The 23025-nt window shown below is 68.2% G+C and carries 23 protein-coding genes; 16 read left to right on the top strand and 7 right to left on the bottom strand.

Features of this window, described 5'->3' with window-relative positions; translation table 11 throughout:
- Positions 1-616: 616 nt before the first annotated feature.
- Complete coding sequence (locus OG965_RS39480) at positions 617-1153, top strand: DUF4240 domain-containing protein (RefSeq protein WP_371647916.1); 537 nt, start codon at positions 617-619, stop codon at positions 1151-1153.
- A 141-nt stretch (positions 1154-1294) separates the two neighbouring features.
- On the opposite strand, the gene OG965_RS39475 is transcribed toward OG965_RS39480, so the two are convergent.
- Positions 1295-1783 carry a DUF4265 domain-containing protein gene (locus OG965_RS39475; RefSeq protein ID WP_371647918.1) on the bottom strand — a complete coding sequence of 163 codons (489 nt, stop codon included), beginning with the start codon at positions 1781-1783 and terminating at the stop codon, positions 1295-1297.
- A 755-nt stretch (positions 1784-2538) separates the two neighbouring features.
- Here OG965_RS39475 and OG965_RS39470 point away from each other — a divergent pair.
- Both OG965_RS39470 and OG965_RS39465 read left to right on the top strand, forming a co-directional pair.
- Positions 2539-3078 carry a hypothetical protein gene (locus OG965_RS39470; RefSeq protein WP_371647920.1) on the top strand — a complete coding sequence of 180 codons (540 nt, stop codon included), beginning with the start codon at positions 2539-2541 and terminating at the stop codon, positions 3076-3078.
- Positions 3079-3305: 227 nt separating this feature from the next.
- The gene (locus OG965_RS39465) at positions 3306-3857 is read left to right on the top strand and encodes a YcxB family protein (protein WP_371647922.1); all 552 of its coding nucleotides are present in this window, start codon (positions 3306-3308) and stop codon (positions 3855-3857) included.
- A gap of 116 nt (positions 3858-3973) precedes the next feature.
- On the opposite strand, the gene OG965_RS39460 is transcribed toward OG965_RS39465, so the two are convergent.
- Entirely contained in the window at positions 3974-4579 is a 606-nt protein-coding gene (locus tag OG965_RS39460) for a hypothetical protein (RefSeq protein ID WP_371647924.1), read from the bottom strand.
- Between the two features lie 471 nt (positions 4580-5050).
- On the opposite strand from OG965_RS39460, the gene OG965_RS39455 reads away from it, so the two are divergent.
- From OG965_RS39455 to OG965_RS39440, 4 genes are all read left to right on the top strand, one after another.
- Positions 5051-5806, top strand: coding sequence for a DUF6461 domain-containing protein (locus OG965_RS39455; protein ID WP_371647926.1), 756 nt, complete (start codon positions 5051-5053; stop codon positions 5804-5806).
- A 285-nt stretch (positions 5807-6091) separates the two neighbouring features.
- Positions 6092-6616 carry a GNAT family N-acetyltransferase gene (locus OG965_RS39450; RefSeq protein WP_371647928.1) on the top strand — a complete coding sequence of 175 codons (525 nt, stop codon included), beginning with the start codon at positions 6092-6094 and terminating at the stop codon, positions 6614-6616.
- A 493-nt stretch (positions 6617-7109) separates the two neighbouring features.
- Positions 7110-7547, top strand: a complete 438-nt coding sequence (locus OG965_RS39445) for a hypothetical protein (protein ID WP_371647929.1) — start codon at positions 7110-7112, stop codon at positions 7545-7547.
- Positions 7548-7552: 5 nt separating this feature from the next.
- Entirely contained in the window at positions 7553-7783 is a 231-nt protein-coding gene (locus OG965_RS39440; RefSeq protein ID WP_371647931.1) for an e9imm peptide, read from the top strand.
- A 298-nt stretch (positions 7784-8081) separates the two neighbouring features.
- Here OG965_RS39440 and OG965_RS39435 read toward each other — a convergent pair whose 3' ends face one another.
- Complete coding sequence (locus OG965_RS39435) at positions 8082-9206, bottom strand: methyltransferase domain-containing protein (RefSeq protein WP_371647933.1); 1125 nt, start codon at positions 9204-9206, stop codon at positions 8082-8084.
- A 713-nt stretch (positions 9207-9919) separates the two neighbouring features.
- On the opposite strand from OG965_RS39435, the gene OG965_RS39430 reads away from it, so the two are divergent.
- Positions 9920-10954 carry an NAD-dependent epimerase/dehydratase family protein gene (locus tag OG965_RS39430; RefSeq protein ID WP_371647935.1) on the top strand — a complete coding sequence of 345 codons (1035 nt, stop codon included), beginning with the start codon at positions 9920-9922 and terminating at the stop codon, positions 10952-10954.
- On the opposite strand, the gene OG965_RS39425 is transcribed toward OG965_RS39430, so the two are convergent.
- Entirely contained in the window at positions 10937-12220 is a 1284-nt protein-coding gene (locus OG965_RS39425) for a DNA-binding protein (RefSeq protein ID WP_371647937.1), read from the bottom strand. The genes OG965_RS39430 and OG965_RS39425 overlap by 18 nt on opposite strands.
- Before the next feature lie 263 nt (positions 12221-12483).
- On the opposite strand from OG965_RS39425, the gene istA reads away from it, so the two are divergent.
- The 6 genes from istA (at position 12484) to OG965_RS39395 (ending at position 18262) form a co-directional block, all read left to right on the top strand.
- The gene (gene istA / locus OG965_RS39420; RefSeq protein WP_371656805.1) at positions 12484-14112 is read left to right on the top strand and encodes an IS21 family transposase; all 1629 of its coding nucleotides are present in this window, start codon (positions 12484-12486) and stop codon (positions 14110-14112) included.
- Positions 14109-14924, top strand: coding sequence for an IS21-like element helper ATPase IstB (gene istB / locus OG965_RS39415; protein ID WP_371647939.1), 816 nt, complete (start codon positions 14109-14111; stop codon positions 14922-14924). The genes istA and istB overlap by 4 nt, the downstream gene beginning before the upstream one ends.
- A 647-nt stretch (positions 14925-15571) precedes the next feature.
- Positions 15572-15715 (top strand): hypothetical protein, encoded by a 144-nt coding sequence (locus OG965_RS39410; protein WP_371647941.1) that lies wholly within the window; start codon positions 15572-15574, stop codon positions 15713-15715.
- 24 nt (positions 15716-15739) lie between these two features.
- A complete protein-coding gene (locus tag OG965_RS39405) occupies positions 15740-16603 on the top strand; it encodes a methyltransferase domain-containing protein (protein WP_371647943.1) in 864 nt (287 codons plus the stop codon).
- Between the two features lie 321 nt (positions 16604-16924).
- Positions 16925-18061, top strand: coding sequence for a methyltransferase domain-containing protein (locus tag OG965_RS39400; RefSeq protein WP_371647946.1), 1137 nt, complete (start codon positions 16925-16927; stop codon positions 18059-18061).
- A gap of 57 nt (positions 18062-18118) precedes the next feature.
- Positions 18119-18262 carry a hypothetical protein gene (locus OG965_RS39395; RefSeq protein ID WP_371647947.1) on the top strand — a complete coding sequence of 48 codons (144 nt, stop codon included), beginning with the start codon at positions 18119-18121 and terminating at the stop codon, positions 18260-18262.
- Between the two features lie 285 nt (positions 18263-18547).
- Here the strand turns inward: OG965_RS39395 and OG965_RS39390 are convergent, their stop codons facing one another.
- Complete coding sequence (locus OG965_RS39390) at positions 18548-19453, bottom strand: aminoglycoside phosphotransferase family protein (protein WP_371647949.1); 906 nt, start codon at positions 19451-19453, stop codon at positions 18548-18550.
- Positions 19454-19486: 33 nt separating this feature from the next.
- Positions 19487-20863 (bottom strand): helix-turn-helix domain-containing protein, encoded by a 1377-nt coding sequence (locus tag OG965_RS39385; protein WP_371647950.1) that lies wholly within the window; start codon positions 20861-20863, stop codon positions 19487-19489.
- A 254-nt stretch (positions 20864-21117) separates the two neighbouring features.
- Here OG965_RS39385 and OG965_RS39380 point away from each other — a divergent pair, with 254 nt between their 5' ends.
- Together OG965_RS39380 and OG965_RS39375 are read left to right on the top strand one after the other, a co-directional pair.
- A complete protein-coding gene (locus tag OG965_RS39380; RefSeq protein ID WP_371647951.1) occupies positions 21118-21840 on the top strand; it encodes a hypothetical protein in 723 nt (240 codons plus the stop codon).
- Positions 21837-22328: a hypothetical protein gene (locus OG965_RS39375; protein ID WP_371647953.1), complete on the top strand. Its 492-nt coding sequence runs from the start codon at positions 21837-21839 to the stop codon at positions 22326-22328. Before OG965_RS39380 ends, OG965_RS39375 begins: the two co-directional genes overlap by 4 nt.
- 197 nt (positions 22329-22525) lie before the next feature.
- On the opposite strand, the gene OG965_RS39370 is transcribed toward OG965_RS39375, so the two are convergent.
- Positions 22526-23011, bottom strand: coding sequence for an SAM-dependent methyltransferase (locus OG965_RS39370; protein ID WP_371647955.1), 486 nt, complete (start codon positions 23009-23011; stop codon positions 22526-22528).
- Between the last annotated feature and the right edge of the window lie 14 nt (positions 23012-23025).

The following is a 23025-nucleotide window of genomic DNA, read 5'->3' as shown; positions in this document are numbered from 1 at the left end:
TCACCGCACCGCCGCTGCACCAGCACCGCCACTCGCCCTTCTCCGGCGGGCTCTCAACGACGACTCCCTGCCCCTGCGAGCCCGGGGTGCCGCGGCGCTGGTTCTCCTCTACGCGCAACCCGTCACCCGCATCGTCCGCCTCAGGGTCGACGACGTCCTCGACGGCGGGGCCACCGTCGCCGTCCGATTGGGAGATCCGCCGTCCCCGCTGCCAGGGCCCGTCGCTGACCTCATGCGGGCTTACATCCAGTCCTGCCAGCACCTGCCCTACGCCAGCAGCAGAAGCTCACAGTGGCTCTTCCCTGGTCGCCAGCCCGGACAGCCGATGAACCCGGTGAGCCTCCAAGTCCACCTGCGAGAGATCGGCGTTCCACCGCAACGCGGCCGGACCTCCGCGATCCGCCAACTCGTCCTCCAGACCCCGGCCCCCGTCATCGCGAAGGCCCTCGGCTACCACGACAAGACAGCCACTCGCCTGGTCACCGAAGCAGGAGGAGCCTGGAGGCCGATATGCACCCGGCGACCACACACGCTGACGGGAGCAACGTGGCTGCTCTGATGGGCCAAGCTCCCGCGACCAGCCCGATGTCAGTACCAGCTGGCAGGCTCTGCCTCCATGAACAAGCAGCAGTTCTGGCAGCTCATTGAGGCGGCCCGCAATCAGGCGACCAATCCGAACGACGGCGAAGCGGTCGCTCGCGAGGCGGCCTCGCTGCTGGCCTCCCGGCCGGCCGAGGAGATCCTCGCAGCTGAGCAGGCGCTGTGGGACCTGATGGTTGACTCCTACACCAATCCTCTGTGGGCCGCTGCTTACGTTGCCAACGGCGGGTGCTCTGACGACGGCTTCGACTACTTCCGCGGCTGGCTGATCGCTCAGGGCCGTGAAGTCTTCGAGCGCGTAGTCGCTGATCCCGATGCCCTGGCAGAACTGCCCATCGTTCAAGCCTCCGCAGCCGACAGCGTCGACCTGGAGGGCGAGGACATGCTGGGTATCGCCTGGAACACACACATCTCGGCGACCGGTGATCAGCTCCCCGCGAGCCCACCCATCATCCGCTACCGGGAGCTGGACCCCACCTGGAACTTCGATTTCGATGACCACGACGAAATGACTCGCCGACTGCCCCGCTTGGCAGCTCTCTATCTGGAGTAACGGAAGCTCGCAGTCACAAGACGAGGTCAAACAGCAGAGAGCGAGACGCCCGGACATCACTGTCCGTCACCTCCACAGGCCGTGAACACGCCTCGGGGGCCGACACAGACACTTCCCGCGCAACCAGCCAGCACCCACACGTCACCGAGCGGCTGTGGCCTCCCACGCTGCGGTGACGCAGCCCTCCTCCCAGTGCCACCACCCCTTGGCCTCACCGTGCTCCAGGAGCTTGCGGATCCGCGGCAGGTCCGCGTCCGGCGGAACATCCAGCGCAACCATCCGGAACTGCTCGATCCCCTCACCGGTCGTCCCGAGCTTGTGGAAGATCTCGAGCACACTCTGCCGGGCAGCAGCCGAGCCGCCGTCCTTCAGCACGATCAACCGGATCGTGCAGTTCTCCGACGCCCGCACCGTCTCGCCAGCCCAACGGACGCCTTCATCGTCGGCCTCCACACGGATGACGTCGCCGCTGGCGACCCCGCGTACGAACCAAGGCGTATTGTCCAGCCGCACCGTGCCATCGCCAAGGTCCACCGCCCACAGGCTCTCCACGCTCGACGGCGGCCAGCCGTCCTCATCTATTTGCATCCGGAAGCAGACCTTCACGTGGTCATCGCTGATGCTCGTCACCGGACCATCATCCACACCGTCCTGGCCGCACCCGCCCGCCTGAATCACGGGAAGCGATCAGCACGCTCGCGGGAAACGATCTGCACGGCCCTCCATTCCCCCAGCCCAGGCCCACTCGTGAACAGCCCCTTTGGCGACGGGCTCGAAGTCCTCGCCGCAGTCGATGACGCCCTGGTTCCGGACTGTTGCACAGGGAGCGGATCTGCTCCGCCGTGACGATGGCCTCCATGGCTCGTCCCGTTCACTCAGCACCAGTTATGTAGCGCTCTTGATGTTCATCGTTGTCTAACCCGTACGAGCTGGTGCCCCTGGGCGTTGGTTCCTGGCTCACCGACGGCCCCGACGGTCACCCCGTCCGTTGGTTTCGCTCGCTGCGGTCGCCCGCACCACCGCACCCGACAGGATGAAGGGAGGTCAACGCCTTGGGCCGGGTCCGCGTGCAGCCGATGGGGAGTTGGACCGTCCGACACACTGCGCCGCAGCGCCGCCCAGCTGCCGGGCAGCACCTGAGAATGCGTACTCATGTGCGAGCCCCCGCCTTCCCTCACGGTGGGGGCGGAGGTGCGGACATGGAGAGCATCGCGGCTCGGTGGCGCCAAGGTTGCCGGTGGTGCGCCCGAGCGGGCGGGCTACTGGTGGCGTTCCCTCTGGTGGGGCTGACGGCGGCGTGCTCGCGTGAGCCGGCAGCAAAGGACCTGCGGACGCAGGACACGTCGCCGCAGGCCGCGTCCCGCAGAGCAGTGGAGGAGCAAGGGATGCGTGCCGTGCTCGCGCGCCTGACCGCTGTCGAGGGCCTGGAGCACGTGCTCACGCGCTTCCGTGACTCCTGCGCCAGGCCTGCCAAGCGCTCGGTTTTCGAGAACAATCCGTCTCCGTACGTCCTCGAGTGCCGCATGGAGGTTGATGCTTACTTCGGTGTCCGGGGGGACATCACTGATGTCCTCACCCGCTTCGAAGCAGCCGACCTGCCCGTCGCGGCCAGCAGCGTGAGGTACGCACTCGACTTCCAGCGTGCACACGGACGGATGCCCGACGGCTCCCTGATGAGCTGGCCTGGCCTCGAAGCCGCAGTAATACGGATCGAATGGGACCGGCCAGATCCGCTCCCGAGCCAGGTCGAGGAACCCCTCCCGTGCTTCCCGCCCAAGGACGAAATCTACGAGCGCTGCTCGATCACCCCCCAAGCCCCGATGAGTGTGGCGACCGCGCGGGCCCGCTACGGCACCGTCCTGGCCCTCTACCTCAGCTCATCGGCCTCCAACGGGTACTACTTCACCGTCCCCCGCAAGAAGTGACCCACCGCCCCGGCAACTCGGCCGTGCTTCAGAACGGGCCGCGGCGGCCCTGGTGGGGCGGGAAGAAGCATGATGATGCCTGGCGCCATTGTCCGTCCCCGAAGAGGCCAAGGACCGCCTCGCGGCGATCGCGGCCGCCGAAGAGCCGCGCATAATGGTCCGGAACATCGGCAGAAAGCACGCTCCGGCTCGGCTCGCTGGCGATCCATCAAGCCAGGAGACAAACCTTGAGTACCGATAATGCTCAGCTGGGCACGGTCGCGCCCGTCCATGTGGCCTACCAGGCGACGGCCGCGGAGTTCCAGGAGGCGATGCGCGTCCTGATGAAAGCCTCTCCCGCTGGCCGGCGCAGCCAGTGGGCCGTTACCGGGATGGGGCTGGTGCTCCTCGCGCTGGGCCTGCGGGTCGACCACCCGGGCAGCGAAGTGGACTTGGGCCCGCTGATGTTCGGCTCCACACTCCTGACGTTCTTCCTGGTGATCGTGCCACGCATGCGGGCCCGGCAGGCTCACCAGCACGGCCAGGCCCAAGGACAGCGCTACATCACCGTGGATGGCTGGGGAGTGACGGCCGCGACCCAGCACGAACGCCAGTGGACCGCCTGGGCCATGTTCTCCCGCTACGTGGAGACACCGAACCTGTTCGTGCTGCTCAGCGCCGACCAGAAGTGCATGACCCTCCTGCCCAAGCGGGCATTTCACGAGCCCGGCGACGCCGACCGGCTGCGGCAGATCCTCCACCAGCAGCTGCCCCCAGCCGCCGCTACGTCTGCCCGCTGAGCGGCGGCGCCCCCACCCCGCTACCCGGCAACCGTCTCCAGGGGCCACCGTATTTCACTGCCAAGGCCGCGGTTCGTCGGCCGACGGACTGCAGGCAAGATCGGCTCAGGAATCCGTCAGGCCGTCAAACTGGGCGGCATCTCCTGGTCTCCCGTCCCTGCCGCTGCGCCGGCCACTGCCGCGAAGGCCTTGAGCGCGGCGAAGTCGCCGTCCAGCAGCCCGATCTGCGGGTCGACCCGGCGCAGCAGGGCGGGTCCGGCGTGGTGGGAGGCGACATAAGCCTGGTCCTGACTGGTGATTTCGTCGTCCGCCCATGCGAAGGCCTTCCCGTTGGCGTAGGCCACCAGAGGTTCTGTCTTCCAGTGCAGCCCGTCAGGCCGTGACCGGGCCTCCGCCGCGTCGCTGAAATCGATGTACGGGAGGATGGGCAGGCCCAGCACCGGGCTGATGAAGTCGTTGGCCTCATCCCTCCAGGTTGTTGCCCAGATGAGGGTGTAGCGGTCGGCGAGTGCCAGGAGAGCGGGTCCGTGGTCGGGGTTGAGCCATACCCGCAAAGGCTTGCGGCGCCCGGGAGGCTTGTGCGTCTGCCTCAACTCCCAGCTCGGCGGCATCACCCGGTGGGTGGTGTACCCGGCGGGGCGCCGGTGGGGCTTGGCCGCATAGGGGTTGAGTGGCCCGTCGACGTCGAGGAAGCACAGCAGACTGCCAGATGAACCGTCCACAGCCGTCACCTTCCGTCATCCTGCCGCCCTGGGCGGTGCTGATGGTTGCGCGGACGGGGCGGTCCCTGGTTCCCCATGGCACGCAGCCCGCGCCGGTGGGCCCTCGTACCCGGGCGCGGCGACCCCCAGATGCCGCTGCCGGAGATCGGCGTGCTCTGACGATAACGGCCGTACCCGCCAACATCCTCTCGTTTTCTCCACCATCTCCCTGAGAAGAACAAGCCGGAGGGCTCCCGCCAACTCCCAGGACCCGTCTTTCGGCTTGGCCAACAGGCGCCTCCAAGAATGTCTCCAGGCCCTGGCTACGTGGTATCTGCACCCTGGCTGGACCGGAAGCACGCCACCGCCGCCAGTGTGACGGTTGCTTTGCTGGGAGCGGCACCGCCTTGAACCAACTGGCCTGTCAGTGGGCGCGGTTAGGGTCGAGGCTGGAAGCAACAGGTGGCTGAGCGGGCAGGGGGCGGTGTTGTCATGGAGGACGGTATTCAGTGGCTGGTCGACCTGGACGATTGGATGTCCAGTGTCGTGTTCGCGCGCGGGATTTCCCCGCGGGAGCTGGCGGTGCGGATGGGCGGTGCTGCGGATGCGGCGAGCAAACCGATCACCGACGCCGAGGTCAATGAACTCGGCATGATCGGATACCGGCCGGACGGGGACGGCGACGGCGTGGTGCGGGTCGGGGCGTGCGCTGGCTGGTCGTTCGCCCTGGAGTACGGCGACTCCACCGGCGGCGAGCTGCTGGTGGAGATCTCCCGTAACGGCGTGGAAGTCATCCATTACCTACCGATGGGTGAACGTCCACCTGCCACCGTCCGCTATGCCCGCGATGGCCGGTACGTGTGCGGTTTCGGAATTAGGGAAGAGAGGCACCGCTGGGGTGCGGAGCCGGATCTGCTGCTGGCCGAGCTCGTCGCAGCAGGGGTGCTCGCGCCCGACGGGTATACGTTCTGCGCGCCGGAGGATGAGCATTACAAGATCACCTATCGGCGCAGCCTCGCCGTGGTCGAGGCACGGTTCGGCCTCTCCCTCTCCCCTGCCTACCTCAATGAAGCCCGCCTGCCCGCCTATGCAGTCCGGGGGACCCCGCGCATGAACACCCAGGCAGACCCCGACCTGGACACCATCCGGAGCTGGGCCCAAGCCCAGGGCTACACAGTAGACAGGATTGGCCCCAAGCGGGTCCCGGCCGACATCCGTGAGGCCTACCACCGAGCGACTGGCAACTGAGGCTCGACCGCGTCACTGGACGCTGCTGTCATGGAGCTGAATATCCTTCCGGCGGCAGGCCGTCTGGCCGCCGTTGTGACGAGGGCGCGCGCGTGTGCGGGCTTGTCAGTGAGTTGCCCAGGCTGCGGAGCAGTTGTTACGGTCACGCTGGCGCGAGAGACACGTGATCAGCGGGACAGGGAGGTTGATGAATATGGCTGCCGTCGGCCGTCTTCAGCATGCCCTCGTCCGGCCCGCGCAATAGCAGAGCGCGGCCCGGGTCGTTCCAACGACCAGGAGAGACACGTGTCTTCCTCTTCTTCACCCGCCCACACCGACGTGATTACCAAGCGCCTGATCCTGCGGCCCTGGACCACGAACGAGGCCACTGCGGTCCTCGACGACGCCAGGCCCACGCACTGGGCGGGCGACTTTCCCGCCGAAGGCGATCGCGTGGTCGCGGGCCTCTTCGGCCAGCACCCCGCCTGGCTCGACGCATATGGTCACCGTTTGATCATCGAGCGCGAGAGCGGCTTGGTGGTGGGCTCGATCGGCCTGTTCTGGCCGCCCAGCGAAGGCGTTCTCGAAATCGGATACGGCATCGTGGCCTCCCGCCGCGGCCGGGGCTATGCCCCTGAGGCCACCCAGGCCCTGGCAGAGTTCGCCCTCACTGCACCTGAGGTCCACACCGTGTCCGCCGATGTGGAACTGTCCAACCCGTCCTCGGTCCGCGTGCTGGAGAAGGCCGGCTTCCATCGGTGGGCCACCGAAGAGAACGCGGAGAACATGGCCCGGTTCAGGATCACGAGTCCGGACCGCTCACGGCGATGATCCCCGGGGCCGTGGAGGCGATGCCTCCACGGCCCATCGTGGTGGCGGAGCCACGAGACAACCAGCGTGATCGGAGAGACAGAACCTAGCCCGCGGCAGGCGGGGCGGGAGCACCCGGTCGGCGAGGGTGCTCCCGCCCCGCCTGCCGCGGCGCTGAGTGACCGAGGCTCGGTGCCTACCGCGCAGGCCCACCGCGGAACCGGCTGCGTACGTCACCGCCGCAAGCGTTGGCCGCTTCCGCTGCGAACACCCGTCACCCTGGTCACCCTCGGGTAGATACACCGGTAAGCCCCTGCCCTGGTGGGGAGAAGCCCCAGATGTGGTGAGACGGGGACGGCCCTGAATTCCAGGCGCCCCAGGGCCGCCGGATGTCGGGCGATTGTGCGTGGTGGCAAGTACTGCCCGATGTCGTCGTGCATGGTGGTTCGCTTGGAGTACCCACTGCTGCTGGCGGCTCAATGTCAGTGCCGGGTGCAAGGATCGTTGCATGCCTATGTGTGACTACTTCTCGGCTCCCGATGACGAAGCGGCTGTCGGCGTTCTCGATCAGATCGGTGGACCCGACGCTTCGGGATTCGACGTGATTTCCCTCAAAGGGATTGATCCGAGCGTGACGATGGCCTCCCTCGAAGCAATCCTCACCCGCTGCAGCTACGACGAAGCATCAGCACGGCCGCGCGCCGGCCAGATTCTCTCGTCGCCCGATCACGAGAGCGCGTTGATCATCAGCCTCTCCGACACCCTGCAGGAGGCTCTGGCCTCAGCCTCGCACGAGCGGCTGGCCGAAGCCGGCGGCGCGTGGGCTGTGACGGATGAGCTCCAGGCGTACGGAATCACCGCCGACACCGCGTACGAGGTGCTGGTCCTGCTGTCGGGCCTGGCCAACCGTGCCAGCGATGGGCGGCGCCTGTACTGCTGGTGGGCCCTGTAGGCGGGATGAGCGCCATGGAGATGAGCAGGACAGCAGCGGTTGCCCTGGTACAGCGGATCATGGAGGCGGACTTCGTCTCCGAGGCGGAAGCCGACAGTTGGCTGGAGATGCTGGACCGGGCGTTGGCGTGCCCGACCGGCTACGTCAGCGACCTGATCTTCTGGCCGCCGGAAAGGGAACTCTCGGCCGACGAGGTGGTCGATACAGCTCTCGCGTATCGACCGATCGCCCTGTGAGACCCACGGCTGCAGGCGCGCCCAAAAGCGGGAGCCGCTGTGTGTCCGCGGGTTGTCCCCGGCGTCACTCGCTGGTTGATCAGCTGGGTGAGGAGTCCCCGGGGATCTCGCCCATGGTCGATCGATCCGACATCGCGGCCCCCAGTTCCGCCTCGTGCTCGTGCTGTGTCACGTAGCCGGTAGAAGGTGCGGGTGTCAGGACTGAGCGGGAGATCGGGGCGGGCTCGGGGCATGGCGACGGTCGTAATCGCCGAGGTTGTTGCCCGCGCAGACCGGTGGCCGGCAGTCGGCAGTTCCGTCATCCGGCTGTCATGCGCAGGTCCGGCGTATCCAGCCATGTCCACTGATCGGTGGACGTGATGGTGATGCCGAAGCGAGTCCGTACGGGCTCTCCGGCGCTCTGCCACCACCGCATCGCAGCCTCGGCTTCCTCCCACAGGCGGCGGGGCCCGAACTGGGCCGTCTCGTAGGTGGCGGCGCCGGGGGTGTAGTCGATGCTCGCCCAGGAACCGGTGCGGTGGTCGGCGAGCCAGAGGGTGAACTCGTTGTTCGGGCCGTGCCCGACGCTGTAGCGGCAGTCGGGGACGAGCAGGCCGGTGACGAATGCGGCGTTCTCGTCGCCCAGCACGCGGCGCGGGTCCAGGCCGGTGTGGCTCACCTCGGCCGGATCATCGTGGTGGATCACGGTCGTGACGTCGCGGTGCACCGCTTCGGCTCGGTTCCACATGAACGCGCAGTCACCTATGACCGGCCCCGAGGCGCTGCCGTCGGCGTGCACGTCGAGGCGGAGGAGGACACCGTTGTACAGACCGGTGCCCCACGGCAGCACGATCCGGCCCCCGGGCCGCGTGTGGTTGACCAGCGCGTACGGCACGCTGCCCAGGGCGCAGGTGACGATGACCCGGTCCACGGGCCGCTGGCCAGGGGCAGCGGTAGTGCCGTCACCGGTGATGACATTGGGGTGGTGGCCGGCCTTCGCGAGGCGCTCGCGGGCGGTTTCGGCAACAGCGGGGTCGATCTCGATGCTGGTGACCCGTGCATCGCCCAGCCGGTGAGACAGCAATGCGGCGTTGTAGCCGGTGCCGGTGCCGATTTCCAGCACGCTCATGCCGTCGGCAACATCGAGGGTCTCCAGCATGGTGGCCACGACGCGCGGCATGCTCGACGAGCTCGACGGTACGAGCGCGAGTCCGTTGTGCTCGTCTTCGACCTGGGTGACGAGTGCGACGTCGTCGTACACCAGCGAGAGCCACCGGCCGGGATTCTCATCACGCTCAAGGCGCCGGTAGCCGTCGTCTGCCTGTACCCAGATGCGGTCGGGAATGAAGTCCTCACGCCGGACGTAGACGAACGGCTCGTACCAGACCTCCGTGAGGTAGCCGTCCGCGCGCAGGCGGTGGGCGAGTTCCTCGGGCCCGGTCACTTCGGCTTTTCGGGGCGCTTGGGGTCGGGGGGCGGGATGGGCCGGCCGGGCTTGTGGCCATCGCTCTCCGATGGATCGGGCTTGCCTCCGTGCCTGCCCACAGGAAGACTCCCTCCTCGTCGCTGTGCGTGCTCGGATGGTAGCGGGGGCCGCCGCAGAGCCAAAAGGGCACCGCGAGGCATCGGCGGCAAAGGGTGCTTGAAGTGCGTCCGCCTCCCGGGCAGTTCCCTGGTGAGAGCAGTGGAACGAGCGCTGGGTGTCGTGCTACCGCGCGGCGTAGCCAGGTGAAGCGCTTCGTTGCGAAGTCGCCCGGGTTCCACCGCCCCGCCGCCCTTCGGTCAACTCCTTTCGCAGGATGGCCACACAGCCCCTTCAGCTACGAGACACAGGCCAGGGACCGGGATCGCGATGTCGGCGAGAGGATTACCCGGCTGCTGCGCCTCGGGCATGCTGCCCTTCACGACGCCAGCGGCGAGGACGAGCAGGTTGCGCTACGCGAGCTCATCAGCCTCTACAACCTCCACCAGGTCTAGCTGCGCCGGGCGCTGCCGGTCGACTCGGTCCCCAGGAACCGGGCGGCCTGAGTGGTCGTCCACAGAGTCCCTGCTTCGGGCTCGATCACCGGTCCTCGTCGTGGTCGCTGCCCCGCAGATAGCGCCCAGATTCCAGCGTCGCCCTTTCCGCGCGCTGAACAGGACGGCAGGATCACTCACATGAGGATCCTGGTCATCGGCGGCACGTGGTTTCTGGGTAAGAGCACCGTGGAGGGAGCGCTCGCGCGGGGCTGGTCGGTCACTACGTTCAACCGTGGGCGCTCCGGCCGTGATGTTCCCGGTGTCGAGCCGGTTCATGGTGATCGCACCTCTCGTGGGGACTTGCACCGTCTCGCCGGGCATGGCCCTTGGGATGCCGTGATCGACACATCAAGTTCTGACTTTCCGCCGCGGGACGTGCGTCTGGCGGCCGTGGCCCTCCGACGCGCGGCCCGGCGGTGGGTGCATATTTCCACGGTGTCCGTCTATAAGGGGTGGCCTCACATGCCTCTGACTGACAGTTCGCCGTTGCTGGAGTGCCCGCCGGACGCGGATGAGTCGTTCGGATACACCGGTGAGGACGGCAGCCCCACCGTGTACGGGTTTCAGAAGGCCGGTGGCGAGCGGGCGGTCCACGAGGCTTTCGGTGAGGCGGCGGTGTTCCTTCGGCCGGGGGTCCTGCTGGGGCCCGGGGAGTACGTGGGGCGGCTGCCGTGGTGGCTGTCGCGGGCCCAACGCGGGGGGAGGATGGTGGCGCCGGCACCGCGTGAGCAGCGTATTCAGCCTGTTGACGTACGAGATGTCGCGGCTTTCGCCCTGGACCAGGCGGTGGGGACGGCGGGCGGTGGCTTCACTCTGGCCCACCCTGACGGCATCTCCTTCGAGGACTTCCTCCGTGAGTGCCTGGTGGTCACGGGCGGCGCGGGCAAGCCGGTGTGGGTGGAGCCGGAGATGCTGGCCGGGCACGGTGTGAAGGAGTGGACTGAGTTGCCGTTGTGGCGTACGCACGCGGGTGCGTGGTCGGTCGATTCCAGTCGGGCGGTGGCGGCTGGCTTCCGGTGCCGGCCGGTGGTTGAGACCCTGCGTGACACGTGGGCCTGGCTGGCCGGTGACGGACGCCCGGTGGAGCACCCCCGGTGGAAGGAGCACGGTATCGCCGCGGACAAGGAGGCGAAGATTCTCGCCGCCTTGGCCCCGTCATCCTTCGAGCTGTAACAGTGCCGATCCGGTCAGCTGATGGGCGCTGGCGGCTCGGGTGAAGTCCTCGATTTGTTGGCGAAGTTGTGCGGGCTGCACGGCTCCTCGGAAGGCCGGTGAGGTGAGGAGGTGCTGGATCTGGCTGGTCCGGGCCAGCACGCCGGTGACACGTTGGTCAGCTGGGATGTTCCACAGCGGCAGCAGGGCTTCAGCGGCGCCTTCAACGTCGTCGCTGAGCAGGCGTGCCATGCCAAGGTCGGCCGAGGCGCCGCCCAGGACGTGCGCTGAGCGGGTCTGGGCTGGCTGCTGGTCGATGAGCTGCAGTGCCTGGAGTGCCGAGATCTCGGCCTGATTAGCGTCGTGGACGAGTAGCGCTGTCGAGCTGTTGGACATGGCCAGGCGGTCTGCCGGAAAGCCGAATTCTCCTCCGACGCCGTCGTGCAGGTCATCGCGCGTGCCGTCATCGACGTCTTCGGCCAGCCTCAGGGCATGCATGGCGGCGTCGCGGTCACCGAGGTGGCCGAGCGCGCGTGCCTCGATGGCGAGCAGGCGCCTGCGGGCGACGTCACCAAGTCCGCCGTACGTCTGGGCCCGGCGGGCTTTCGCGACGGCTTCGCCGGGCATCGAGGTGAAGTAGGCGATGTAGGCGAGGATGCCGTCGGCGTAGGCGCGCAGGGGCTCGAAGCGGGCAGTCTCGGCGTAGAGGTCGGCTGTGCGGGCCAGGCGCCGGGCGCCGGCGAAAGCACCGAGGTCGAAGGCCGCTACGGCAAGCAGAGCCATGGTCTGGCCGGAGAGCAACAAGAGCCGCTGCTGCTGTGCGGGGACCCGGGTGTGATCACGCTGGTCTTGCAGTCGCGCCTGAAGAGCGTGGCCGCGCTGGAGGGCGGTAACGGGGGCGAGGCAGGCGTAGTCGTGCGCGAGCCCTGCCACATCGTCGGTCAGCTGGTCCAGGCTGGTGTCGGAGATCGACGCCGCGGCGGTCGCGCTGGCGTCGTGGTGGGCGTCTTCTGCCATCATGTTGATCTTTTGCTCCAGGTCGAACGCGGTGGTACGGGCATCAAGCTGTATGGGTGGCCCGAACAGTTCGGCAACGGGCTGGCCGAACATGGCCTGCAGAACGCGGCAGGTGTCGGAGCTCAAGGAGAGCGGATCGACGTTTCCTGCTCGCCATCGCTTCGCGGTGCGTTCACTGCAGGTCGGATCGTTGGAGCCCTTGCCAATGATCTGGGCGGCCGTGGTCGAGAACAGGGCGACCATCTCCGGGACACCCAGGCTGCGTTCCATGCACAGCTGCTTCAGCAGGGTCGGCGGTTGTTGCCTCACGTGTTTGTAAGCACTTCTTTGGGCTCCAGTGCACGGATCTGAAGTGGCCCCGTGGGGTACGAAGTTGATCTGGCTCCACCTGGCGAACACGTGCTGTGACGTGCCCTCTTTGGAGTGAATGCACTGCTCTGTCCGCCCGATGACGGCAGGGTGTGTGCGTCGATCACGGTCTTGTCGGAGGCCGTGTGTGTTGATCACGGTCATGTCGGGAGGCCGGGGTGGGTTTGTCGCGCGCTGAACTGTTCGCCGCGATCCGGAGAGACAGACGTCTCGATCCGGAGCTGTCGCAGCGGGCTCTTGGGGAGAAGTACGGAGTGCACCGCAGGACGGTCCGTCAGGCCCTGAACTCCGCGGTCCCACCGCCGAGGAAGAAACCGGTGCCGCGGGCGACAGTCCTAGACCCGGCCAAGGCCTGGATCGACGCGATGCTGCGGGAGGACCTGACCGCGCCACGCAAGCAGAAACACACGGCCCGGCGGATCCATCAGCGTCTCGCCCAAGACCACGGCTTCGACCAGGCGTCGTACTCGACGGTCTGTGACTACGTCCTGATCCGGCGCCCGCAGATCGAGGCCGAGGCCCGGGAAGGGCACCGGCACATGAACGGGATGGTTCCCCAGGTGCATCTTCCCGGCGAGGAAGCGGAGGTCGACTTCGCCGATGTGTGGGTTCGGCTGGCGGGCGAAGTGGTCAAATGCCACCTGTTCACGCTGCGGATGTCGTACTCGGGCAAGGCCGTCCACCGGGTCTATGCCTCACAGGCCCAGGAGTCCTTCATGGAAGGGCATGTTGAGGCGTTCAACGTCCTGGGCGGAGTCCCGGCCCGGCACATTCGTTACGACAATCTGAAGCCGGCGGTCAACCGGATCTGCACCGGCCGCAGCCGGGTGGAGTCGGAACGGTGGGTGACCTTCCGTGCCCACTACGGCTTCGACGCCTTCTACTGCATCCCCGGCCAGGAAGGCGCCCATGAGAAGGGCGGCGTCGAGCACGAGGGCGGACGTTTCCGGCGCACGCACCTCGTTCCGGTTCCCGACGTCGCCTCGTTGGCCGAGCTGAACGAGAAGATCACGGCGATCGACGCGGCCGAGGACACACGGATCCTTGCGGGCAGACTGACCACCATCGGCTTCAACTTCACCATCGAGAAAGACGAATTGCTGCCGTTGCCGTTCGAGGAGTTCGAGTGCGGCATCACGCTGACGCCGAAGGTCGACCGCAGCAGCCGGATCACGGTCCGTCAGTGCCACTACTCGGTGCCCGCCCGTTTCATCGGGCAGAACGTGCGGGTGCTGCTACGGGGCAACGAACTGCTGGTGTTCGAACGGCGGACGATCGCCGCCCGTCACCCCCGGCTGACCCGGCGGGGCGAGTTCCGCGACGAACTCGACCACTACCTCGAGATCCTGCTGACCAAGCCCGGCGCCATGGCGGGCTCCACCGCATTGGCAACCGCCCGCCAGAACGGATCGTTCACCGAGGTCCATGAGGCGTTCTGGGCCGCGGCCCGCACCGCGCACGGCGACGCGGCCGGGACCAGGGCCCTGATCGAGGTCCTCCTGCTGCACCGGCGGATGCCGGCCGAGGCGGTCCAGCTGGGCATGGCGGCCGCGATCCGGGCCGGTGCCGCCACCGCAGACGTCGTGGCCGTCGAGGCCCGCAAAGCCGCCGCGCAAACACCAGAGGTGGCCGAGGAAGGAGGCGACGGAGACGATCCGCCGCCGTGGGCCAAGCCCAGCGGGGTGGTCTCTTTGGCGGCCCGCAGAGCCCAGCTTCCCGAGGACAAACGCCCGCTGCCGACCGTGAGCCACTACGACCAGCTCCTGACCCGCCGACCGAAAGGCCTTGCATGAACACGACCGCCGCACCCACCCGCCAGCACGTCCCTGGACCCCGCCGGGACGCCGGACCCGAGGAGGCCGTGGACACGGCCATCGACGAGGCATGCCGCAGCCTGCACCTGCCCACCATCCGCAGCCGGGTCTCGGAGATGGCCGAGGAGGCGATGCGCCAGCGGTCCAGCTACAAGGACTTCCTCGCCGACCTGCTGGAGGCCGAGTGCGCCGAACGCGAGGAACGGCGCAAGCAGCGGCTGGTCAGAGACGCCAACTTCCCCCGCCCCAAGCGGCTGGAGGACTTCGACTTCGCCGAGAACCCGAACGTCACTCCGGAACTGGTCGGCACGCTGTCGGACCCGGCCTGGGTCAAGGCCGGGCAGCCGCTCTGCCTGATCGGCGACTCCGGCACCGGCAAGTCCCACCTGCTCATCGGGATCGGCACCGCCATGGCCGAGGCCGGGCTGAAGGTCCGCTACACGACCACGGTCAACCTGGTCAACGAGCTCGCCGAGGCCGCCGACGAGAAGAAGCTGGGCCGCACCATCGCCCGCTACGGCCGCGTCGACCTACTCTGCCTGGACGAGTTCGGCTATCTCGACCTCGACAAGGCCGGAGCGAAACTGCTGTTCCAGATCTTCACCGAGCGCGAAGAACGCAGAGCCATCGCCATCGCGTCGAACGCCCCGTTCTCCGAGTGGAGGCAGACGTTCACCGACCCCCGGCTCTGCACCGCGATCGTCGACCGCGTCACCTTCAACGCACACATCGTCGAAACCGGCACCGACTCCTACCGCTTCGCCCAGAGTCAGAAGAAGCGACGCCGCTGACCTCGAACGACAACCGCGGCCGGCCTCCCTCACGGGAGGCCGGCCGCAGCCGTTTCGGACCCAGCCGCCAAGTCCCAGTGCCGACCAGGCCATCGCCCGTTCTCGTCCAGCTGCCACGGGCACTGGGCGGCCCGCAACCTGAGTCGAGTCGGGTCGGCAGCCCTCCACGCACCTGTCGGGGGCACGCTTTCGGAGGTCTGACCGAGACTCCAAAACTACCGCGCCGACCCCCCGTCCCGGCCAGCAGAACCACTCGTTCGAAGTGGGGCCAAATCACCTTGCCGCAGGGGCGTGAATCACACCAATACGCGCCCCCACCGGCCAGCCAGTGGAGCCAAAAGAACCCCGTGCACTGGAGCCAAAATAAGTGCTTACAGACACTCACGTCTCCCCCAAGGGGTTCACCGGTCAAGGGACTCGTGTCATTCCTCTGCACGAAAGGGGATACCGCACTCGGCCCCCAGTTCAACACTTGTGCAGAGATTGGCACTTGAGTGGCCTGGCGACGTCCCCGGGCCCTGGCAGGGGCCGCCCATCTGGCACCCGCACGACATGGCGCTGTCACTCCCCTCGGGGCCAAGCTGATCCCCCTCACAGGCAGTGGACGATCACTCCGTGAGCGAGCCTTTCAAGGAGAGAAGACCGTCATGGGACGTACGAACGGGACCTCTGACAGCGACCAGAGCGAGGAGGGCGACATCCACGGCGCCGGACAGGGCGACACCGGCAACGGGCAGGGTCACGGTAGTGACGAGGACCGCATGGGCGGCGGCGCCCCCAGCGACAGCTGAGTGCGGCAGAAGGGGACGAACCCGATGGACGAGCAGCAGCACATCACCCGGTGCATGGAGATCATCGACAGCTACCGGGCCGGCTACTTCCAAGGCCGCTCCTGGCTGCGCAAGGCCTTCCGGTCCGTCCCCCGTGCCCACTTCGTTCCCGACCTGGTGTGGTGGCCCGAGCGGGACAAGGACGGCCTCTTCCCAGTGATCGACCGCACCGCTGAACCCGAACGCTGGCTCGAAGCCGTCTACACCCCGCGGATCGCGCTGATCACCCAGATCGACGACGGCAAGATCACCCCGCAGGATGGTCCAGCCCGATCGAACGCATTCACCTCCTCAATCTCCTGCTCCGCCGTCGTCGTGCAGATGCTCCATCACCTCGATCCGCAGCCGGGCGAGAACGTGCTGGAGATCGGGACCGGCACCGGCTACAACGCCGCCCTGCTCGCTGCCCGCGTCGGAGCACACCGCCTGACGACAGTAGAGATCGACCCGGCCACGGCCGATCGGGCCCGCACGGCACTGCACACCCTCGACGTCGCCGCCCCCACCGTCGTCGTCGCGGACGGGGAGGCCGGCTACGCCGCCCGCGCCCCGTACGACCGGCTGATCAGCACCGCATGCGTGCAGCAGATCCCGCCCGCATGGATGGAACAGATGCAGCCCGGCGGAACGATCCTCACACCAGTGGCCACACCGTTCGGCGACGACGCGCTGGCCCTGCTCGTCGCCGACGGCCAAGGCCACGCAAGCGGGCAGCTGGTAGCGGCCGTGAGCTTCATGCGCACCCGCTCCCAGCGCAAGCCCCGCCCCTGGCGCGAACTCGGATGGCCCCGCCTCCCAGACTTCGAACTCGCTGCAGGGCCCAACGGCCAAAGCGTCCGCCAGCACTGACGAGCCTCCCCTCCACGAAGGACCCGGTCATGACCGACTTTCCAGCCGTGGGGTTCGCTCCCCCGGAGTTGGCCCAGGTGATTCCGGAGGCCTTCGATACGGACGAGGCCGCGCCAAGGCCCCTTTCTGCCGCACCACCACGCGCGCGCTCGTCCAGATCACACACAGCCCGGACGTCTGCCCACACCGAGGAGGAAATGATGGCCGACAGCAAGCACAAGGGCGACCCGGCACCGATCAAGCCGTGGACCCCGCCGACGCCGAGCCCTGACGGCAGCGGCGGAGGTTCCGGCAGCGGCGGACGCGGAAAGTAGGCGCACCATGAACTACCGTGCACGCGCCGCGCGGGAGCTGGACGCCATGGGGGCCTTCCGGTCCCCATGGCTCCGTCCCGCGTTCGATGCCGTCGACCGTGAAATGTTCGCCCCCGCTCAATTCTGGACCCTGGCCACCGACGAGAAGGGCCTCCACCCCGTCATCGACCGGTCCGCCGACTTCGATGCGTGGCAGGCAGGGGTGTGGGACACCCACAATTCGCTGATCACGCAGATGGACGACGGCCGCACCCCCGCCGACGGCCCCGCACGAGGCGACTACACCAGCAGCATCTCCGCCCTCGACATCGCCTTCGAGAAGCTGAACCAACTCGACGTCGAGCCCGAACACCGGGTCCTCGAAATCGGAACCGCCTCCGGCTACCACACCGCGCTCCTTGCCGAACGCGTCGGGGCCGCACAGGTGACCACGATCGAGATCGACCCGGCCCTATCAGCGTGGGGCGCGGACAATCTCGGCAAGGCCGGCTACGCCCCTTATGTGGTACGCGGGGACGGGCTGGCCGGACATCCCGAGAGCGCTCCCTTCGACCGCATCATCAACACGGCCTCCCTGCGCCGCATCCCGGCCGCCTGGCGCCGGCAGACAACCGACGGGGGCATCATCCTGACCCCGTTCAACACGCTCTACGCCAACGGCGGGCTGCTGAAACTGCGCGTACATGACGGCATCGCCTCAGGCCCGTTCGTCGGCTCTGCCTCCTACATGTGGGCCCGCTCCGAGCGACCACGCGAGCCCGCCCGCAACCCGGACACCTACGCGCTCACGTCTTCGCCCATCGACCCCGCCCAGGTGCTGGACGGGACGTGGGCCCAGGACTTCGCCATCGGTCTGCACGTGCCCCACATCGCCATCGATCGGCAGCGCGACGACGACAGCACCCGCCGAGCCCAGATCCGGGACGACACGGGCGCTTCCGTCACCGTCGTCCGCTACACCGACTGGTGGGAGGACGGCGCGGTGACCGTCTGGGGAGAACGCGATCTGTGGGCCGAGGTCGTCACGGCCTACACCGCATGGCGCACAGCCAGCCAGCCTCACGTGACCCGTTACGGCCTGACCGTCTCCGACGAGGGCCAGCAGGTGTGGCTCGACAAGCCGGACCATGTCCTCCGACGCTGACAGATCCCTCCGGCACGGGCAGAACAGGTAGCGGTCGGCGGGGTGATCGTCGCACCGGTGACCACCCCGTTCGGCACCGACGCGGTCGCGGTCCTGACCCGCCAGGAGGACGACACGGTCAGTGGTCCCCTGGTCGCCGCCGTCGACTTCATGCTCGTGCGCGGCCAGCGCGCACGCAAACGGTGGCCCGAACTGGGCTAGCCCCGCCTTGCGGACTTCGAGTTCACCGCCGGCCCCCACGGCCAGACCGTCCGCCAACGCTGAGCCCTTCGTTCCCGGAAAGGATCTGCTGTGTTCTTCGCCGCCGATACCTGCCCGCCGCACCCGGCGTGCGGGGCACCGATCGAAGTGTCATCGCCGGTTGGGACGCTGCTCTGCCACAGCGCGCGGTTGCCGGTGCGCCCGTGGCCCCGGTCGGGTGCTGCCCGGCGCGGAGCAGCGTCGGCGGGCGAGCGCCGTGGCGTCTCCCGGCAGTGCCGCGGGGTATTACAGGATGTTCCACCGCAGTTGCCTGTCGTGGCTTTGGAGGGCTGCGATGCGCCGTTCGACTTCCCTTTGGCTGCTGGGGGCTTGGGGGACCTTGCGTGCGTTGGTGGTGATCATCCGCAGTTCGCGGATCGCGGCCAGGATCGGGTAGCCGGGCCACCGGGTGATGTCGAAGCCGTAGGTGTCGGCGAAGGCCTGGTAGTGCTGCTGGCCGTGTCCGAATCGGCGGCAGTGGATCTCCACGGTGACCAGATCCCATTCCGGTTGCCCGCGCGTGACGGTGTCCCAGTCGCAGAGCACGGCCTCCCCGTGCCCGGTGTGCAGGGCGTTGCGGTGCTGCGGGTCGCCTTGGATCACGCCGTCGCGAAGGGCGAAGTCCACAGTGGTGAGCGCATGGGCGAGCTGGTCGGCGTAGTCGTTGAGGAAGGCGAGGGTTCGCCCGGGCAGCCAGCTGGTGGTCGCGAGGGAGCGGCGGATCGCCGCGAGGTTGTCGTGGCGCGGCAGCGTGAGAGGTGGGGCGGCCAGGGTGTGCAGGGCGTGCAGCGGCCTGGCGAGCTGCGCGGCGGTGACGGGGTGCGGAGGCTGGGGCAGGTAGTGCCAGAAGGTGGCGGCGTGCCCGTCGATGATGACGGGCTGGCCAATGGGGTGCAGGGCGACGGTGGGAAAGCCAAGGTCCATGAGGTGGCGGACGAAGGCGACCGTACGTACGACGTCCTCGGTGCGCGTTCCCCGGCGGGCGATCTTGACGACGGTCTGTTCGCGTTCCAGGAGGATCACGGCGTTGGTGTGTCCGCGCAGCAGCCGGGCATCACCGTGGTCGAGGCCGACCACGGCGCAGGCTTGCTGCAGGACCTGCTGCATCTCGGACTTGTCGAATCCGCCGGGAGCGATCACCACGTGTGTCATGGACTCCACACTCGCCGACCGGGCGCGTGCCTGTCACGTGGGTGCGGGAGCAAGGGCGAGGATCTCACGCAGTTCGCGGGCGGGCCGGCTGAGCTGTGCACCGGGTGGGAGTGCCGCGACGATCTCGCGGGCCCGTTCCTCCACGATGGGTGTGCGGTGTTCGGCGACGATCCCCAGGAAGGTCGTCGCGGTGAGTTCGCAGGCGTCGGTAAGGCTGCCTTCGTGGGCCAGGCACAGGGCGGCCTCGAAGTGGAGCAGGGCGGGGTCGATGCCGCTCGTCCGGGGGTAGAGGCGCAGGGCTGCCTCTTGTACGCGGCGGGCCTGGCTGGTGCGGCCGAGCGCGGTGAGGGTTCCGCTCTGATACAGGCGGAAGCGGCGCTCGGGGAAGCCGAAGGCGTCGTTGTCGGCCAGGTGTTCTTCTCTGCTGTGCTCAAAGACGGTGAGCGCGTCGCGCAGTGCGACTTGTGCGGCGTGGGTGTCGTGCAGCTTGGCCAGGGCGCGTGCCTCGGCCACGGCGGCGAAGGCGGTGGTGCGCACCGGCCTTGCCCGCAGGATGGTGCGGGCCTGCCGGGTGAGCTTGACCGCTTCGTCCAGGGGGCCGTAGTAGAAGGGCAGCATCGCTGCCTGCACCCGCACCCGGGCCCGGAGCTCGCTCGTCCCGCTGTCATCCGCAGCCGTACGCGCGGTGTGGTACCAGGTCCGGGAGCGGCTGAGCTGTCCCAGTTTCATGAGCGCGTCGGCGACGAGCGTGGCGAGCATCGCGGTGAGCTCGGACAGGCGGACCTGCACAGCGGCGCACTGGCGGTGCGCCGCCATCGCCTCAACCTCCACGAGATGGTCAAGGAGCACAGTGATCATCTGTCTCGGTGGGGTGAAGACGTACTGCTGGCGGGCCCGGAAGATCTGCTCTTCGACCAGCTCCAGCTGGGCGGCGCTGACCGAGCCGGTGGCCAGGGTGCGGTCCACCGAGCGCCGCACCGCATCAACTGTCCCTTCCAGGGAATCGACCGCCAGACAGTCGGGCGCGGGCTTCGTGCGCGAGCCCGCAGCGATCGGCCTCGCGCCATCATCCCCGGCCCTCGCGTGTCCGAGTCCAAGGTCATGGGGAGCGCAGTCGTAGAAGTCGCACAGCAGCCCAAGGGTCGCCGCGCGGGGCTGGCGCCCGGTCTCCCAGTGCCCCAGCTGGTCACCGTCGACATGAGGAGCAGCCGCGCGCCCGGTTGCGAGCGAGTTCAGTTCCTGGGCGGCCTGCTGCAGGGTCAGCCCGCGGGCAAGGCGGTGGGCGCGAAGCAGCGACACCCCGCAGTGGTCATGGATCACCCGGGCGATCCGGCCGACGCTCTCTCCGTGGGCGAGCGCTTCCTGCCGGATCCGCCGCGCACAGGACGGACCGTGCGGTGTGTGGCCCATCAGTACCTCCCAAACACTGTCAGCACGCTCGACAGCCTAGTGACGGCCGGTCAAATCCCTGCAAGCAGCAGTGACTTACTCCTCAGATGCAATCGCCCGAAGTGACTGCTCGGCGTTCAAGTGACGGATCAGTGGACTGCCTGATTGCCGAGCCTGTGCACCGCAGCAACGCTTGCCCACCCCGGGGCGCCCGCGCAGGGCCGTCGGGGATCCCCTCGCACCAGCTACCCCCTTCTCCCGACCCTGGAGCTCTGATGCATACCCCGTCGTCCGCCGTTGCGGCCGAGGTGCGTCGCACGCCTGGCGCCTCGGGCACTGCGCCCGATCAGGCACGGACTCCCGGCCGCCCGACGACAGCCGTACTGCAGCACGTCCTGGGGGCGCTGCACGGCACCGCGCGCGCTGATATCGCGGCGGGGATCCGGCCCGTCCTGGCCGCCGCCGTCGACGAGGTCGCCAACGGCCCGTCTCGGCACGCGCAGAGCACGCTGGCCGTGGCTCGGGCGGCGCTGCAGTGGCCGGCGGACGCTCGGCAGCTGAGTGTGCTGCCCGAGGCGGCGCAGGCTCTGGAGCCGTTCCTCCTCAATCCCGCGTACGAGCCGCCCACGGAGGCTGTGGCCGAACCTGCCGCGGTCTACGCCCACTTCAGGGACACGGACCCGCGGGTCGTGCGGACCTGGATGAGCCGACTGCGGATCCTTAGTGCGCGGAGCGGTGGCGAAGTTGTCGTCGATGCCTATGACGTGGGGTCCCCTGACGTGCCGCTCGCACAACGTCCGTACTGGCAGCAGAAGATCGTCCCGCGCATCGCGGCAGGGTTCATTTGTCAGTTGGTGATCTCCCGCCCCGAGGAACTTCTCTCACCCGCCACGTTTGCAACCAAGCAGGCCTACGTGCAGGCGCAGCAGTACATGGCCGCCTGGTTCGCCGAACGCAACGTGCGCCTGGTGTCCCTCGCGAAGGAGCCGCGGCAATGATCCTCGGCCCTACGCGAGCGCCTCGCTTCACCGCTCACGAGCGGCGTGTCCTTACGCTGGTGGCCCAGGGCCACGACGGCCGAGCTCTTGCTGAGGACGGTCTCTATCCCAGCGATGCGGCCGCCTGGCGGGGTGTGGCGGATCTGGGCTGCGCTTTCAGTGGCGGGGAGTGCATCCGGTGGACGCGCATCGTGCACCTGACTACCAGCCGTGGTGTGGTGCCTGTCCTGCACAGCAGGACGCTCGTCGTGCCGGGCTTCCAGCTCGACCTGCTGCGGGCCCTTGCCGCCGGATGCGAGCTGACGGAGTACGCCGACAAGAGCCGCGGCGCGGTGACTCTGACCGAGGTGCGGGAACTGCTGGTGCTGCTGTGCGGGCGCCTCGACGCAAGGAATGCGCAGCACGCCGTGTACCGGGGCCACCAGGCTTGCCTGCTCACCGCCAGTGATCCGCTGCCGGTGGCCTTCAGGACGGCGGTGCTGGCATGAAGCTCCTGGCATGCGCGACGGCGTCCGTTCGGCCCCCGGCCGAGCCGGGCACGTGGGGCGGCCTGCCTGCGGCGTACCAGCACGTGGGGTACGTCACTGGCCGTGGGTTCCGTCGCGGTCTGTGCCTGACGTCCAGCTGGTACCGCTTCCCCGCTGGCGGGTGCTCACAGGGGCACCGGGATGGGCGGGGATACGACTCACATGCGGTGTTCGGCGGGTGCCCAGTAGTGGGTGAGCATGTCGCCGACCCATTCCGGGACGTGGACGCTTTCCTGCGGGCCCATTTGCGGGAACCAGGGGGCGAGGTCCAACACGGGAGTTCCGTCGACCGCGTCGAGCCCGGTGACGTGAATGTCGCGGCCTTCCACGCGGAGCACGCGGGGGTGGGAGATGGCGAGCTGGTTGGGGCGGCGGTGGTTGCGGTGCACGAAGGTTCCGGTGGCCGGCCACGCGGTGTTGCCTCGGGGGCTGCGGGCATGCAGGGCGACGTCCTGGGGCGCCGCCAGGTGCATGCGCCACAGGACCTCGATGTGGGAGAACTCCTCCAGCCCCTGGAGGGTTTCGAGGGGGTACTCCTCGTTGAGGCGAATGACGGACTCAACCCCGCCCTGGTAGTCGTCTCCTGCCGTGAGGTGGCCGCCGACCACGGTCGCGATGGCCTTCACCTGGAATGTTTCAGACATGCGTTTCCCCTCAT

Source organism: Streptomyces sp. NBC_00224 (genome assembly GCF_041435195.1).
GTDB lineage: Bacteria > Actinomycetota > Actinomycetes > Streptomycetales > Streptomycetaceae > Streptomyces.
The sequence above is the reverse complement of the archived record's forward strand: the minus strand, read 5'-3'. Positions and strand labels throughout refer to the sequence as shown.